We start from the raw sequence: 16384 nt of genomic DNA on the forward strand, positions 1-16384 counted from the left end.
GATGATTACAATTTTATTGTTCGCAAATTTACGTGAGGAAGTCGGATCGGATCGACTAGTAATTTTAGAAAAGCAAGAAATGACAGTTCAGCAATTAAAAGAATGGCTCAAAGCAAGCTGCTGCTTACAATCGCTTGATAGAGTGATGGTGGCTGTTAATGAAGAGTTTGTAACGGATGAAGAGATGATAAAAGCTGGAGATATAGTCGCATTAATCCCGCCCGTTAGTGGGGGATAATAAGCTTTTTCGCCAAGAAGATGTTGTATATAAATTCGAATACGAGAAGGGATGAGTTCTATGATTACTCAAGAACAAATAATGAACGCATTAAAACATGTAGAGGATCCGGAGTTACACAAAAGTATTGTAGAATTAAATATGGTTAGAAATATACAAATGAATGGAACAGAGGTTAAACTTGAAGTAGTGCTAACGATTCAAGGTTGTCCATTAAAGGCAAAAATTCAACAAGATGTGGAAGAGTCTCTTCAGGCAATTGGTGCATCTAAAGTAGATTTGACATTTGGTTCTATGACACAAGAAGAACGAGCTGCGCTAACAGAGAAGTTAAAGAAAAATAGTAGAACAGAAACTGGAATGCCGAGCATGCTTCGCCTTGATTCAGGGATACGATTTATTACTGTAACGAGCGGTAAAGGTGGAGTTGGAAAATCAACGGTGACAATTAACCTTGCCACTGCTTTAGCTCGTATGGGCAAAAAAGTGGGGATATTAGATGCAGATATATATGGTTTTAGCATTCCAGCTATGATGGAAACGAATCAAAAACCGACGATGATTGATCAAACAGCAATTCCAGTTGTTAGTCACGGTGTTAAAATTATGTCGATGGGATTTTTTACGGAAGGAAATAACCCAGTTATGTGGCGCGGACCGATGTTAAATAAATGGATTCAAAATTTCCTTGCGAATACGCACTGGGGGGAATTAGATTATTTACTTCTTGATTTACCACCTGGCACAGGAGATGTAGCTATTGATGTTGCAGCAATGATCCCGCAGGCGCAAGAAATTATCGTTACAACACCACACAACGTAGCTTCATTCGTAGCATCTAGAGTAGGTGTTATGGCAAAACATACGAAACACGAGATTTTAGGGATTGTAGAAAATATGGCTTATTATGAAGAACAAGATGGATCGAAAAATTATCTCTTCGGAAAAGGTGGCGGCGAAATGCTTGCAGAACAATTGCAAACAGAAGTGATTGCACAAATACCTTTTGCAAAACGAGAAGAAAATAATGGTTCATCTGTATATGATGAAGAGTCTCTTGTAGGAGAAGTGTTTACATCGTTAGCGGAGGATATTATTTATAGAGGATAGAGGGGGAAGTTTAGTATGGCGTGTAATATCGATCATTCTATGGAAGATGTAATGAATAAGCTTGAAAGTCAAAAGAGTTTTTTGCCTAAAGAGATTTTTTACAGGATTGAAGGGATTTTTGCAAGGTAATCATTCACAGGAAATATTAAATGATATCTTTCATCTTTTAAAAAAGTATGACTTAGTTAGTGAAGAAGAACGAGAGATGAGAAATACTCAATTATTGCTGATTATAAAATAAATACGCTTTGGCTTTTGTTTTTTTGCAGAGGGGGTGAATGTAATGGATATGAAAAAGATGATTGAAACGATAGAAGCAACTAAAGTGACTGACGAAGAATTATCGATTTCTACTTTACATCAAAAGCTTGTGAAGTTGTATAGTCAAAAAGATAGTGCGGAGTATACGGAGATATTAAAATATATTTTATCATTATCCGTGCAGCTGAACCTACATTTCGTATTGAAATATTTTGGTGTGCGCCCGGTTGTTGCTGCAGATGAACGTATGCAATTTCAAGAGATATTTAAATGTTTAGCTAAGAAAGATGATAATGGGGAATGGTTTCTAAATTTCGTTTCTTTATATGTAGGACTAATTGTAGTTCTGCATTTTGATGAAAAAGAGATTGAGAGAAGTTTTTTCGATGATATGGTAGTGGATGAAGGGAAGGCAATATAAGATTCTGCTCATAATATCTTTCTATTTAATTGCTTTAACTGCAATTTTAGTTGGTTATTTAAATATAAAGGTAACTAATTAATAAAAAGAGTTCTTCAGTTGTTTCCATCGTTTTTTCATGTTACCATTAAGCGAATTTTTCATAGGGAGAGAAAGCGATGAAATGGATTTATTTTATTATTATTAACGTTATAGCTTTTAGCCTTATGGGGCTTGATAAACGAAAAGCGAAGAAGAAACAGTGGAGAACGCCAGAAAGTACGTTGTTTTTATCAGCGGTAGCTGGAGGCGCAGTTGGTGCTTGGATTGGTATGTATATGTTTCACCATAAAACACATAAAAAGAAATTTGTTTTCGGTATACCGTTACTTGTCGTTATAACAGTATGTTTACTTTTTGCTGTATGAGAAATGTCGAAAGAATTGCAGATTGATTATTGGTAAACTGAGCATGCGGGACCGTATAATGGAGAAAAATGAGAAGAGGAGAAAAGGGAAGATGGGGAGTCAATCAGCACAGCAAAAAAAAGGGATTATATATGCGGCTGGTGCTTATACGATGTGGGGAATCCTACCAATCTATTGGAAATGGGTTGAGGAAGTTCCAGCAGATGAAATATTAGCACACCGCATCGTTTGGGCGTTCGTTTTTATGTTACTTGTGTTAGGTGTTACGAAAAGGTTTCGTCAGTTTATTGGGGAGTTCGTGAATCTTTTTAAACGACCTAAATTATTAATGTCATTAACAATAGCTTCAGTCTTGATTAGCGGAAACTGGTTTGTCTACATATGGGCCGTTAATCATAATCATGTCATTGAAGCAAGTCTTGGATATTATATTAATCCGCTTATTAGTATTTTACTTGGTACAGTCGTTTTAAAGGAAAAGTTAAACTTTTGGCAATATGTTGCAGTTGGTTTAGCTGGAATAGGGGTTATCATTTTAACAGTCCGTTTCGGATCTATTCCGTGGGTTTCTTTATCACTTGCCTTTTCATTTGGATTATACGGATTAACAAAAAAATTGTTAAACTATGATGCGACAATTGGTCTTACGATGGAAACAATGTTAGTGACGCCGTTTGCGATTATCTATCTCGTTATGACAGGAGCGCATGGATTCGGTTCATTTGGATCTATTTCCATGTCATCGACGTTACTATTAATAGGAGCAGGCATTGTTACAGCTTTACCACTTTTTTATTTTGCAAAAGGAGCACAACTTATTCCGCTTTATATGGTAGGATTTTTACAATATATTGCACCAACGATTAGTTTAATTTTAGGTGTATTCGTATTTGGTGAACATTTCACATCTACTCATATGATGGCATTTTTCTGTATATGGGTTGCATTATTTGTGTTTTCAATAGCGAAAACAAAGTTTTTAGTGCAGAAACAACCGAAATTTATAAAAAATAAATCAGCAAAAGTATCATAATGCGTAGTATTTTCTACGCATTTTTCTTTATACTGATACTATATAGATTTCCATTATAGTCAGTAGGGAGCTGAGAACGTGGAAACAATTTTACATAATGATCCGCTTATGGCCGCTGTAATTTCATGGTTTCTAGCACAATTAACGAAAGTAGTCTTTAAATTATTCAAAACGGGTGAATTTGATTTTGCAAAGTTTTTCGCTTCAGGTGGGATGCCGAGTTCTCATGCTTCAACTGTTACAGCACTTGCGACAGGTGTTGGCGTTGTGGAAGGTGTGGAAAGTACCTTATTTGCTATTGCTGCTATCTTTGCAATAATTGTTATGTATGATGCTTCAGGAGTAAGACTTGCAGTTAGTAAACAAGCGAAAATATTGAATGAGTTCTTTCACGGTAGACAAACAGAATATAAGAAGTTAAATGAACTTGTCGGGCATACACCGTATGAAGTAGTAGTCGGTGCTTTAGTAGGGATTATTGTCGGAGTGGGATATTGCTTATGAGCAGAACATTTTATATGTTCTGTTTTTCTTTGTTTTCATACATATTTAGCTACCTTTTTGAATATCGTTATACGGATTTCGAAAGGGTGGGTGAGTAACTTGTTATTATATGAAAAAGTGCATGAAGAAATAGCGAGAAGAACAACTGCACTTCAAACGATGCAACGGCAAGATGGTACGTGGCAGTTTTGTTTTGAAGGAGCACCATTAACAGATTGCCATATGATTTTTTTATTAAAATTATTAGGTAGAGATAAAGAGATAGAACCGTTTGTAAAAAGATTAGCATCACTTCAAACAAATGAAGGAACATGGAAATTGTATGAAGACGAAGTGGGTGGCAATTTATCTGCTACAATTCAATCTTATACTGCCTTACTAGCTTCAAAAAAATATACAAAAGAAGATGCGAATATGAGGCGAGCCGAAATGTTTATTAAGGAACGTGGAGGCGTGGCGCGTGCTCATTTTATGACGAAGTTTTTATTAGCAATTCATGGAGAATATGAATACCCTTCGCTTTTTCATTTGCCAACACCGATTATGTTTCTGCAAAATGATTCAGCCCTCAGTATATTTGAATTGAGTAGCTCAGCACGTATCCATTTAATTCCGATGATGGTTTGTTTAAATAAAAGATTTCGAGTAGGAAAAAAGTTACTGCCAAATTTAAATCATATCGCAGGCGGGGGCGGGGAATGGTTTCGGGAGGAGCGGTCTCCGTTGTTTCAAACGTTATTAAGTGATGTAAAACAAATTATATCGTATCCACTTTCTTTACACCATAAAGGATATGAGGAAGTCGAACGTTTTATGAAAGAGCGTATTGATGAAAATGGAACGTTATATAGTTACGCAACTGCCTCATTTTATATGATTTATGCTTTACTCGCGTTAGGACATTCTCTTCAATCATCGATGATTCAAAAAGCTATAGCAGGGATAACATCTTATATATGGAAGATGGAAAGAGGGAATCATTTGCAAAACTCTCCTTCAACTGTATGGGATACGGCTTTACTCAGCTATACGTTACAAGAGGCCCACGCTTCGAAAGATAATAAGATGATTCAACATGCAACAGCGTATGTATTAAAAAAACAGCATACAAAAAAAGCTGATTGGAGCGTACATGCTCCGGCGCTGACTCCAGGCGGTTGGGGTTTTTCGGATGTGAATACGACAATTCCAGATGTCGATGATACAACAGCTGTGCTAAGAGCGTTGGCAAGAAGTAGAGGGAACGAAAATGTAGATAATGCTTGGAAGAAAGGGGTTAATTGGGTTAAAGGATTACAAAATAATGATGGTGGTTGGGGAGCGTTTGAAAAAGGTGTGACGAGTAATTTATTAGCAAATTTACCAATCGAAAATGCAAGCGATATGATTACAGATCCCTCTACACCAGATATTACAGGAAGAGTGTTAGAGCTTTTCGGGACATACGCGCAAAATGAATTGCCTGAGAAACAAAAACAAAGTGCGATAAATTGGTTAATGAATGTGCAAGAGGAAAATGGATCATGGTATGGGAAATGGGGGATTTGTTATATATATGGTACGTGGGCTGTTATGACTGGTTTACGGTCACTCGGAATTCCATCTAGCAATCCATCAATGAAAAGAGCAGCTTTATGGTTAGAACATATACAGCATGAAGATGGTGGGTGGGGGGAATCGTGCCACAGTAGCGTGGAAAAAAGGTTCGTTACTTTACCATTTAGTACACCATCCCAAACAGCTTGGGCGTTAGATGCTCTCATTTCTTACCATGATGAAGAAACACCAGCTATTCGAAAAGGTATTTCATATTTGCTTGCGAATCCTTATGTGAATGAAAAATATCCTACCGGAACAGGTTTGCCAGGTGGGTTTTATATTCGTTATCATAGCTATGCCTATATATATCCGCTACTTACTTTGGCACATTATATAAAAAAATATAGAAAATAAACCGAGAGGATATCTCTCGGTTTATTTTGTTGGGTAGTAGGTCCCTGTTGAAAAGAATAAGGTTGTGCGTTCCTTATTTTTCTGTTGACTGGCGTTTTTGACGTGCATCAGCGGCATTTGCACGTGCGTTTGCTTCTAAGTCATTGTGGTCAGCGAGTTCGCGAGAGAACTCAACATCAATGCCATCAGCAGCTTTGTTTTGCTTGAAATTTTTTTTGTTCATTCGACACAATCTCCTTGTGTTTTATGCGACGTTGCAAAGTTAGTTTGACACAAATAGACTTTTTTATACAAAGAGGAATTGGGAAGCAAAGAGCCGAAATATACAGTATAAGTAATAGAAATGAGGGATAGGGATGGAGTTTTTAAATGGGAAAACAGCTGTAGTAACAGGAGCTGCACAGGGAATTGGAAAAGAGATTGCAAGGGTTTATGCAAAACTAGGGGCGAAAGTATTAATTAGCGATGTAAATGAAGAGAAGCTACAAAAAACGACACGTGAATTATCAGATGAAGGATATGAAGTGAAGCAGTATCGTTGTGATGTGAGTAATCAAAATGATGCGAAGTCCTTAATTGAATACGCTGTCCAAACATTTGGTACACTGCACATTTTAGTAAATAATGCAGGAATTACGCGAGATGCAATGTTACATAAAATGGAGAAACCTGCATGGGAACAAGTACTGCAAGTAAATTTAACAGGTGTTTTTTATTGTATGCAACCAGCGCTTCTTTACATGAGACAACAAGGGTATGGACGCATTATTAATATATCTTCAATTAGTAGAGAAGGAAACATAGGTCAAGCGAATTATGCTGCTACAAAGGCAGGAGTTGTAGGTTTAACGAAAACAGCGGCGAAAGAAGTTGGAAGCTTCGGCATTACGTGCAATGCGATTTGTCCAGGGTTTATGGATACAGATATGACAAAAACGATACCAGATAAAGTGAAAGAAAAGATGGTTGGCGCAATTCCAGTTGGTAGAATTGGAACGCCAGAAGATATTGCGAACGCAGCAGCCTTTTTAGCATCAGAATACGCATCCTATATTACAGGAGAAGTATTGAATGTGAGCGGAGGACTACAAGTTTAAAGGAATACATAATGAAAAGAACCTGACCGGATAGGCCAGGTTCTTTTTTCGTTAATTTAAGTTGAGCCAAACGCTCTTCACTTCTGTATAGTTATTTAATGCGTAAGATCCCATTTCACGGCCAAGACCGGATTGTTTAAATCCTCCAAATGGAGATGCTGCATCAAAGACGTTATAACAGTTTACCCATACAGTACCAGCACGTACTTTACTTGCAACATAGTGTGCTGTTTTAACATTTTCTGTCCACACACCAGCCGCTAAGCCGAATTGTGATTTATTTGCACGTTCAATTACTTCATCAATATCGTTAAAAGGTATTGCAGAAATAACTGGACCGAAAATTTCTTCTTTTGCGATCGTCATTTCGTCATTTACGTCAGCGAATACTGTAGGAGAAACGAAGTAGCCTTGATCGAATGGATTACTTCCTCCGCAAAGTACTTCAGCACCTTCTTCAATTCCTTTTTCAATGTAGCCCATTACACGTTTTTGTTGTTCTTCAGAAACGAGAGGACCGATTGTAGTTTCTGGACTTAAGCCAGCACCTTGATTTAATTTTTTAGAGTAAAGGACAAGGTCAGCCATGACATTATCATACATTTTCTTCGGAACAAATAAGCGTGATCCAGCAGAGCATACTTGTCCTTGGTTAAACATAACACCAGAAAGTGCACCAGGAATCGCGCGAGATAAATCAGCATCTGGCAAGATGATATTTGGTGATTTACCGCCTAACTCAAGTGTAACGCGTTTTAATGATTCAGATGCTTGTCGCATAATTTGTTTACCAACTGGAGTAGAACCAGTAAATGCAATTTTATCAACGAGTGGATGATTAACAAGAGCCTGTCCAGCTGATTCACCGAATCCAGGAACGATATTAATAACACCTTTCGGGAACCCAGCTTCTTCAATTAATTCAGCTAAGTATAGAGCGGATAGTGGAGTTTGCTCTGCAGGTTTTAAAACGATTGTACATCCTGTAGCAAGCGCCGCTCCCATTTTCCACATTGCCATAAGAAGTGGGAAGTTCCAAGGAATAATTTGACCAACGACACCAACAGCTTCATGGCGTGTATAGTTAAAATAATCACCGGAAACAGGAATTGTTTGACCAACGATTTTCGTAGCCCAGCCAGCATAATAGCGCATATGTTCAATTGCAAGTGGTATGTCTGCTGCCATTGTTTCACGGATTGGCTTTCCGTTATCTAACGTTTCGAGCTGTGCAAGCTCTTCTTTATGTTCTTCCATTAAATCAGCTAACTTGTACATAAGACGGCTTCGCTCAGCAGTGCTCATGCGAGACCAAGGACCTTCGTCGAAAGCCATGCGAGCTGCAACGACAGCTTTATGAATATCTTCTCGACCAGCTTCAGAAACGACGGCAAGTGTTTCGCCGGTTGCTGGGTTAGGTGTTTTAAATGTTTTTCCGGAAGCGCTTTCGATAAAAGATCCATTCACATATAACTTTTTTGTACCTTGAAGAAACTTTTCTACCTTTTCATGAAGATTTACAGCTAGTTGACTCATTGTATAACCCCCTTGAAAATATAATGTAAACGCAGTACGAGACGGCGTTTATTCCGAAATCAAGGATGTGGGAACTAGATGGAAAGCCTCTAATTTTAATCATAATTAACAAATACTGAAAATTCAAATTTCATTTGTGTTACAATTGTAAAAAATATGTAATGTAAGAGAAACTTCTATATGATTATAAAAAATCCTGCTTGTTTTTGCTTTCTAGTAGGAAAAACTAGAAGAACAATGGTACAATAATACATCGTGAGAGGAGGGAGAAAATGAAGAATTATCATGATGATCCACGCTTTCGAATTGCCCATAGAGAAGCGTTAATTGGTCTTGGACTTGCTATTATCAATTTTATAATATGGTACGGATTTGCTTATGGGCTTGGTAGTGAAAATCCAAGTGAATATACATATGTATTCGGTTTTCCAGCATGGTTTTTTTATAGCTGTATCGTTGGATTTATCGTTATGGTTATTTTACTTAGTTTAGTTGTTCGTTTTGTATTTCAAGATATTTCACTCGATGAGGAAGAAAAAAGTGAGGAATAATAGATGAATTGGTATGTAATCATTCCAATGATAATTTCGTTTATCGTTGTATTTTTAATTGGTGTATATGCTTCAAGACGCGTACAAGCGACTGCTAATAATAAATTTTTACAAGAATATTTTCTTGGTGGGCGTGAACTTGGCGGTTTATTATTAGCGATGACAATGATTGCTACGTACGGTAGTGCTAGTAGCTTTATTGGTGGTCCAGGTATTGCGTACAATATGGGCCTCGGATGGGTATTATTATCTGCGATTCAAGTTGTAACAGGGTATATCGTTTTAACGGTTATCGGTAAAAAATTTGCAATTATCGCTAGGAAGATGGAAGCCATTACTCTTATCGACTATTTAAAGGGAAGATACAATAATAAAGCAGTTGTTATACTTTCTGCGTTATGTATTATTATCTTCTTATTTTCAGCAACAGTAGCTCAATGGGTCGGCGGTGGCCGATTAATTGAATCGCTAACGGGTCTATCTTATACAACAGCACTATTTTTATTTACTTTTTCTGTACTTGTGTACGTATTAATTGGTGGATTTCGTGCAGTTGCTTTATCAGATACGTTATTAGGAATCATTATGTTAGTTGGAACGACAATCATTTTAATTGCTACTGTCATTGCTGGTGGTGGAATTGAAAAGATTATGCAGGAGCTTATTCAAATCAATCCAAATTTAATTACACCATTCGGAGCGGATGGTAGTTTAACGAAATCATATGTGACATCATTTTGGATTTTAATTGGAATTGGTGTTGTTGGGTTACCGCAAATTAGCGTGCGTGCCATGTCTTATAAAAATTCAAAAGCTATGCACCAAGCGTTAATAATTGGAACGGTTGTTGTAGGTACAATCATGATTGGTATGCATTTAACAGGTGTATTTGCGCGAGTCGTACTTCCGGGGATAACGGTACCGGATAAAGTCATGCCGCTACTCGCGATGGAAGTGTTGCCACCTTGGCTAGCTGGAGTTTTCTTAGCTGCGCCAATGGCAGCAATTATGTCTACAGTAAACTCGTTATTGTTACTTGTAAGTTCATCAATTATTAAAGACATATACGTAAATTACATAAATAAAGATGCAGCAGACAGTACGATTAGAAAAGGAAGTTTGTGGATTACTGGTATCGTAGGGCTGCTCGTTTATGCAGCAGCAATTAAACCACCAGATTTTTTAATATGGTTAAATTTATTTTCTTTCGGTGGGTTAGAAGCAGCATTCATTTGGCCAATCGTATTAGGGTTATATTGGAGAAAAGGAAATGCAACAGGAGCGCTTGCCTCTATTTTAGTTGGGGTAGGCTCATATATGTGTATTCATCTTTTCTATCCAAATCCGTTCGGTATACATACAGTTGTCTTCCCAATTTGTTTTGCGTTTATCGCTTATATCATTGGAAGTATGAGTGCTGTGAAGAAAAACAGTATAGGTTAGAGGAAGAACGTAGTCCTTATAGAGGACTACGTTTTTTTGTGTGAATTTATTCTTTTTTATTCTGTATATGTAAGGTTATTCATAAATTAATAACAATTGAGGGGATGGAGTTGAGGTCGATGAAAAAAGTGTTATTTTTGGGAGACCCAGGAATTGATGACTCTTTAGCCATCATGTATGGAATTATGCATCCTGATATAGATATTGTTGGTGTTGTAACCGGATATGGAAATGTAACACAAGAAAAGGCGACAAGTAATGCAGCATATTTGCTGCAAATGGCAGGGCGGGAAGATATACCTGTTATTAATGGTGCGAAAATTCCTTTATCCGGAGATGTTACAACGTATTATCCAGAAATTCATGGGGCAGACGGTTTAGGGCCAATTAAACCTCCAAAAGCTTTTTCGCCAAATATAAAACCTTTTTGTGCTTTTTTTGATATTCTTGAAAAGTATAAAGGAGAATTAATCATTGTTGATGCTGGTAGGTCAACGACACTAGCAACAGCATTTATTTTAGAAAAGCCGATGATGAAGTATGTGAAAGAATATTATATAATGGGTGGTGCTTTTTTAATGCCCGGCAATGTGACACCAGTCGCAGAGGCGAATTTTCATGGTGATCCGATTGCGTCACAATTAGTTATGCAAAATGCCAAGAATTTGACATTAGTGCCACTTAACGTTACATCTGAAGCAATTATTACACCAGAAATGGTGAAATATATTACGAAACACTCTAAAACGAATTTTAATAAATTAATTGAACCAATATTTACGTATTATTATAAAGCGTATAAAAAGTTAAATCCGAAAATAACAGGTAGCCCAGTACATGATGTTGTTACAATGATGGTTGCGGCGAATCCGTCTATTTTGGATTATGTGTACCGTCGTGTCGATGTAGATACAGTGGGGATTGCAAAGGGAGAAAGTATTGCTGATTTCCGTCCACAACCTGATGCAAAATCCTTAAAGAATTGGGTGCGAATTGGTTGGTCATTGCACTATAAAAAATTTCTCGAAGACTTCGTGAAAATTATGACGTAGACATAATAGGAGAATACAAGTTAAAATAATGGAGATGATTACTAAAATAATCATCTCCATTATTTTGTTTGAAAGAGATAGATAGAGAAGAGTTATACAATAGGAGAGGAATTTTACTTGAAAAAAACTATAGTATGCGCAGTGATTGTGGGTATTTTCGTTTTGCTAATATCGGGTAATTTTTTAGTGAAAAAAGTGTGGAGTTCAAATAATGATGATGCACAGTATATCGCATCCTTTATTGAAGAACATAAAGATGAAAAAAATAGTGCGCTTCTCGTGAAGAGAAACGATAAAGTTGTTTATTCTGTAAATCCAAATGTTGTATTGCCAGTTGCTAGTACGATGAAGTTAATTGTGGCGCTTGAATATACGAAACAAGTTACGGAAGGGAAAATTGATCCGTCTAGTTTCATTTCTATTAATGATATAAATCGTTATTATGTGCCGAATACAGATGGCGGTGCACAAGATAGATGGCAAAGGTATTTGCAAAAGACAGACAAGATAACAGAAGGGGCAGTTTCTTTAGAAGAAGTGGCAAAAGGAATGGTTAAGTTTAGTTCGAATGCGAATGCTGAATATTTAATGGAAGTGTTAGGGTTAGATAATATTAATCGAAATTTACAAAGTTTATCCCTTCCAGCACATCAGCCGCTATTTCCGATTGTTTCATCTTTATACATCCCTGGATATTTGCATAAAGAATTACATGTTCCGAAATATAAAATAGAGAAAAAATTAAAAGAAATGTCTCAAGAGCAATATCGTGAATATGCGATGATTATTCATGAGCGCTTAAAAAAGAAGGGACCATTATTACAGAAGGACATACCTCTTTATTTAGAGGAACGTTACGATAAAATTTGGTCAGATCGATTACCAGCAGCTTCTGCAAACGATTATATGGTACTGCTTCAAAAGGCAAATCATAAAGGTGGCCTAACAGACGCAGAAGAAAAAGTGTGGGCTAATATCGTTGAAACGGATATGAGTGCTAAAAAATATCGTAAAACATTTAGACATGCAGGGCAAAAGAATGGTTATACACCATGGACAGTTACAAAAGCAGTTTATGCGATGGATAAACGTGGGAACTGTACAGAAATAGTGTTTTTAGCCAATAATTTAAATGAGGACGACAGTGCAGAAATACGGAAACATTTAGCAAACTTACATTTCCAAGTGTTGCAAAGTGATAAGTATGATGCGACTTTTATTAAGTAAACTCGGTGTAGAGAGCATCGAGTTTATTTTTATCCCGCTTTAATGGGCAGTAAGACCCCCACCTCAAAATTCAGCGAAAGCAAAGAAGTTAGGTGGGGGTCGGGCTGCCCCTAAAAGTCCGATTGGTGAGGGCTGATAATCAGTGGGGATGAAGAAAACCCCCACTGATTAAAGTTTCACTTTATGTACAAGCACTTTTTTCCTATCTCTGGGTATGATGGGTAGTAATACTTAGGTGAGAGGGGAAAAGGTGATGAAACAAAGTAAAGAAGAGTTTATAAAGAGTGAAGGCGCTGATTTCCCTGGAAAAACATATGTAGATTGCGTATTACAACATGTATTTCATTTTCAGCGAAATTACTTATTGAAAGATATGTTTCAAGTGCATAAAGCGCATATCACGATGCTGACTGAAGAAAATTTAATGAAAAAGGAAGAAGCTAAAGTTATACTACACGCATTAAAAAAGGTAGAAGGAATTCCAGAAGAGCAATTGCTCTATACAGAGCGGCATGAAGATCTCTTTTTTTTAGTGGAGCATTTAATTTCTCAAGAAGCGAAAAGCGATTTTGTAAGTAATATGCATATTGGTAGAAGTAGAAATGATATGGGTGTAACGATGTATCGTATGAGTTTAAGACGATATGTATTACGATTAATGGAACATCATTTATTATTGCAAGAAAGTATACTACAACTTGCTGCTGATCATAAAGAAACGATTATGCCAGCTTATACACATACACAACCAGCGCAGCCCACAACATTTGGTCATTATACGTTAGCGATTTATGATACGATGCAGAGAGATTTAGAACGAATGAAACGAACGTACAAACTTTTAAATCAGTCTCCAATGGGAGCCGCAGCTCTTTCTACAACAAGTTTCCCAATTAAACGAGAGCGAGTTGCCAATTTACTTGGGTTTACAAATGTAATTGAGAACTCATATGATGCTGTTGCTGGAGCGGATTATTTATTAGAAGTTAGCTCGTTACTTATGGTAATTATGACGAATACGAGCAGATGGATTCATGACTTTTTATTATTAGCGACGAAAGAATATGATGGTATTACTGTTGCAAAGCCATATGTACAAATAAGTAGCATTATGCCGCAAAAGCGAAATCCAGTTTCCATTGAACATGCCCGTGCGATTACGAGTAGCGCTTTAGGAGAAGCATTTACAGTATTTCAAATGATCCATAATACACCATTTGGTGATATTGTCGATACAGAAGATGATTTGCAGCCGTATTTATATAAAGGGATTGAAAAGACCATTCGTGTTTTTTGTATTATGAATGCAGTGATTCGAACGATGAAAGTAGAAGAAGAAACGTTGAAGAGTCGTTCTTATAAACATGCAATTACGATAACTGATTTCGCAGATGTTTTAACAAAAAACTATAGCATTCCATTTCGGCATGCACATCATGCAGCAAGTGCGATTGCGAATATGTCATTGGAGCAGAAAAAGGAGTTACATGAATTAAATTTCAAAGACATAAATGTATACTTACAAGAAAATTTGAAAGTGAATTTATTAGAAAAAGAGTGGAATGAAATTATATCGCCAGAAGCATTTATTCAAAAAAGAAATGTATACGGTGGACCGAGTAAAAAAGAAATGGAGCGTATGATTAAAAATCGAAAAGAGTCATTTCAAAAAGAAGAAGAGGTATTTGAAAAAGAAAAACAGAGAATTTTACAAGCTGAAACTGATTTGAATATGTTAACTTCGCATAGTATTGAATCGTAAAAGAAGGATTTAATGAATTAATCGCCAATACTTAATGAAACTATAAATAGAGGGAAGAGATTGTCGATGATTCAATTACATGTATATGAAGAGATTCTTAATTTTAAAGAAGAGGTTACACCATTTTTAGAAAAGAATGAGCAGGAAAATAATCTCATATTAGGTGTATTACAAATGGTCCAACAACCGATATTTATGGGGGTAGCAAAACAAGAGGAAGAAATTGCAGTTGTATTTCTTCAAACAGAAGAAAAGAAACAAATCATTGTTGCTACGTCTGAAATTGCGGAAGAGGATATCGTGGAACTTGCAAAAAAATTAACGAAAGTATATTCAAATGTTCCTGGATTAATTGGTAATAAGAAAATTGTACAGAAATTAGCGGAAGAGATTGCAGTGTTAGAAAATAAGAAAACTACTGTTGCAATGGAGCAAGGTATATATGAATTAAAACAAGTGAAGAAAAAGTGGAACGGAGATGGAGTATTTCGAGAAGTAAGTAGTGATGAGCTAACATTAATAGAACAGTGGATTTATCAATTTTGCGAAGATGTAAGGCTTCCTACTACGAAAGAAGAAGCGAAACAAACCGCTCATACATTAATTACGAACCGTCGTCTATTTGGTTTAGAAGTAGATGGGAAGCTTGTTTCTGTAGCTGCAAAAACGAGACCAACTACAAACAATATAACAGTTAATTTCGTATATACACCGAAAGAAGCGCGGAAAAAAGGGTACGCATCTAGTTGTGTCGCTGCACTTAGTCAACGTATGTTAGATGAAGGATATAAGACGACTACGTTATATACTGATCTAGCAAACCCTACGTCTAATAAAATTTATCAAGAAATTGGTTATGAAAAAATTGCGGAGTCTGTACTTATATTTTTAGAGAAATAAAATGAAAAGGCACGCTATTAGAGCGTGCCTTTTTGTTATTCATCAATTCGAATGACTTCACCTTGCGGGAAATTCTCAGTTTCTAGTAAGCTACGAATTGCTTTCGCAACGTATTCAGGTGACAGTAGTTTTCCTTCTTCTTTTAGTGCGATGAAGCGGTCTAAATTTATGAAGTCTTCTTTATTTGTTTCACGAATTTGTGCTTGCATACTTGTATCAACAACACCAGGTGCAAAAGCGACGATTTTTACTGGATATTCTTTTTCTGCTTCTTCGGTTGCTACGCACTGTGTAAACATATTTACACCAGCTTTCGTTGTACAATAAGCGCCCCATCCAAAATAAGGATTTTTTCCTGCACCAGATGAAATGTTTATAACACGTTTATCTACTTTCCAGTCTTTCGTATATCTCATGAAAGTAGAGGTAAGAATCATCGGTGCAAGTAAATTAATTTGAACGTTTGTAATGAAAAGCTCGCTCTCAGCTTTTTCTATTGGTTTCATGGGTGCGAGCGTACCTGCGTTATTAATTAAATGAATAGATGATACAGTATCTTCTTGAATGGATGAAATGATTTCGTTAAAGTTAGTTTCTAATTTATGTACATCTTGAAGATCTAAGGAATGAAAAATGCAATGACTGTTATATTGTTCTGCGAGTTTAGTAAGCTCTTTATTTTCTCTTCTAGAAATAGAGATGACGGTTGTATTTTCTTCTAATAATTGTGTGGCGATTGCCTCACCTAAACCTTGTGAAGTTCCTGTTATGATAACGTAGCGCATAGTGTAGTAAACTCCTCTCCATATATGTGGAATTTTGTTGGACAACGTACATTGTATAGTTTGTCTACATTTTATAGTATAGAGCACTTTTTACTATAATTGAA

Annotated in this window: 17 protein-coding genes and 1 pseudogene; 15 read left to right on the top strand and 3 right to left on the bottom strand. The window is 36.5% G+C overall.

From position 1 onward, the window contains the following. The first annotated feature begins 1 nt into the window (after position 1). The 8 genes and pseudogenes from moaD (at position 2) to ABH961_RS14935 (ending at position 5927) form a co-directional block, all read left to right on the top strand. A complete protein-coding gene (gene moaD / locus ABH961_RS14900) occupies positions 2-238 on the top strand; it encodes a molybdopterin converting factor subunit 1 (RefSeq protein WP_000628495.1) in 237 nt (78 codons plus the stop codon). Positions 239-298: 60 nt separating this feature from the next. After that, entirely contained in the window at positions 299-1348 is a 1050-nt protein-coding gene (locus tag ABH961_RS14905; protein WP_000632629.1) for a P-loop NTPase, read from the top strand. 15 nt (positions 1349-1363) lie between these two features. Beyond that, positions 1364-1589, top strand: a pseudogene (locus tag ABH961_RS14910) (hypothetical protein). 42 nt (positions 1590-1631) lie between these two features. After that, complete coding sequence (locus ABH961_RS14915) at positions 1632-2030, top strand: nucleoside triphosphate pyrophosphohydrolase family protein (RefSeq protein ID WP_000367292.1); 399 nt, start codon at positions 1632-1634, stop codon at positions 2028-2030. 158 nt (positions 2031-2188) lie between these two features. Further along, positions 2189-2437, top strand: a complete 249-nt coding sequence (locus ABH961_RS14920; protein ID WP_000871331.1) for a DUF1294 domain-containing protein — start codon at positions 2189-2191, stop codon at positions 2435-2437. 91 nt (positions 2438-2528) lie between these two features. Then, positions 2529-3470 (top strand): EamA family transporter RarD, encoded by a 942-nt coding sequence (gene rarD, locus ABH961_RS14925; RefSeq protein WP_000535553.1) that lies wholly within the window; start codon positions 2529-2531, stop codon positions 3468-3470. Positions 3471-3548: 78 nt separating this feature from the next. Next, positions 3549-3974, top strand: coding sequence for a divergent PAP2 family protein (locus ABH961_RS14930; RefSeq protein WP_000447816.1), 426 nt, complete (start codon positions 3549-3551; stop codon positions 3972-3974). Between the two features lie 99 nt (positions 3975-4073). Next, entirely contained in the window at positions 4074-5927 is a 1854-nt protein-coding gene (locus tag ABH961_RS14935; protein WP_000928142.1) for a terpene cyclase/mutase family protein, read from the top strand. 73 nt (positions 5928-6000) lie between these two features. Here the strand turns inward: ABH961_RS14935 and ABH961_RS14940 are convergent, their stop codons facing one another. Continuing rightward, positions 6001-6150 (bottom strand): YfhD family protein, encoded by a 150-nt coding sequence (locus ABH961_RS14940; RefSeq protein WP_001035806.1) that lies wholly within the window; start codon positions 6148-6150, stop codon positions 6001-6003. 133 nt (positions 6151-6283) lie between these two features. Between ABH961_RS14940 and fabG the strand changes: the two genes are divergently transcribed. After that, entirely contained in the window at positions 6284-7024 is a 741-nt protein-coding gene (fabG, locus tag ABH961_RS14945; protein WP_000395031.1) for a 3-oxoacyl-ACP reductase FabG, read from the top strand. 51 nt (positions 7025-7075) lie between these two features. Here the strand turns inward: fabG and dhaS are convergent, their stop codons facing one another. Further along, on the bottom strand, positions 7076-8560 hold the full coding sequence (dhaS, locus tag ABH961_RS14950) for an aldehyde dehydrogenase DhaS (protein ID WP_000080277.1): 1485 nt from the start codon (positions 8558-8560) through the stop codon (positions 7076-7078). 272 nt (positions 8561-8832) lie between these two features. Between dhaS and ABH961_RS14955 the strand changes: the two genes are divergently transcribed. The 6 genes from ABH961_RS14955 (at position 8833) to ABH961_RS14980 (ending at position 15495) form a co-directional block, all read left to right on the top strand. After that, entirely contained in the window at positions 8833-9111 is a 279-nt protein-coding gene (locus tag ABH961_RS14955; protein ID WP_000800717.1) for a YhdT family protein, read from the top strand. Positions 9112-9114: 3 nt separating this feature from the next. Continuing rightward, positions 9115-10554: a sodium/pantothenate symporter gene (gene panF, locus ABH961_RS14960; RefSeq protein ID WP_001104842.1), complete on the top strand. Its 1440-nt coding sequence runs from the start codon at positions 9115-9117 to the stop codon at positions 10552-10554. A gap of 119 nt (positions 10555-10673) precedes the next feature. Continuing rightward, positions 10674-11606, top strand: coding sequence for a nucleoside hydrolase (locus ABH961_RS14965; RefSeq protein ID WP_000756434.1), 933 nt, complete (start codon positions 10674-10676; stop codon positions 11604-11606). 117 nt (positions 11607-11723) lie between these two features. After that, positions 11724-12833, top strand: a complete 1110-nt coding sequence (locus tag ABH961_RS14970; RefSeq protein ID WP_098048265.1) for a serine hydrolase — start codon at positions 11724-11726, stop codon at positions 12831-12833. Positions 12834-13086: 253 nt separating this feature from the next. After that, entirely contained in the window at positions 13087-14595 is a 1509-nt protein-coding gene (gene argH / locus ABH961_RS14975; protein WP_098090568.1) for an argininosuccinate lyase, read from the top strand. A 66-nt stretch (positions 14596-14661) separates the two neighbouring features. Further along, positions 14662-15495, top strand: coding sequence for a GNAT family N-acetyltransferase (locus ABH961_RS14980; protein WP_098048266.1), 834 nt, complete (start codon positions 14662-14664; stop codon positions 15493-15495). Positions 15496-15530: 35 nt separating this feature from the next. On the opposite strand, the gene ABH961_RS14985 is transcribed toward ABH961_RS14980, so the two are convergent. Next, positions 15531-16280: a (S)-benzoin forming benzil reductase gene (locus ABH961_RS14985; RefSeq protein ID WP_048543960.1), complete on the bottom strand. Its 750-nt coding sequence runs from the start codon at positions 16278-16280 to the stop codon at positions 15531-15533. Between the last annotated feature and the right edge of the window lie 104 nt (positions 16281-16384).

It is taken from the genome of Bacillus sp. RC251, from assembly GCF_044908765.1.
Taxonomy (GTDB): domain Bacteria; phylum Bacillota; class Bacilli; order Bacillales; family Bacillaceae_G; genus Bacillus_A; species Bacillus_A wiedmannii.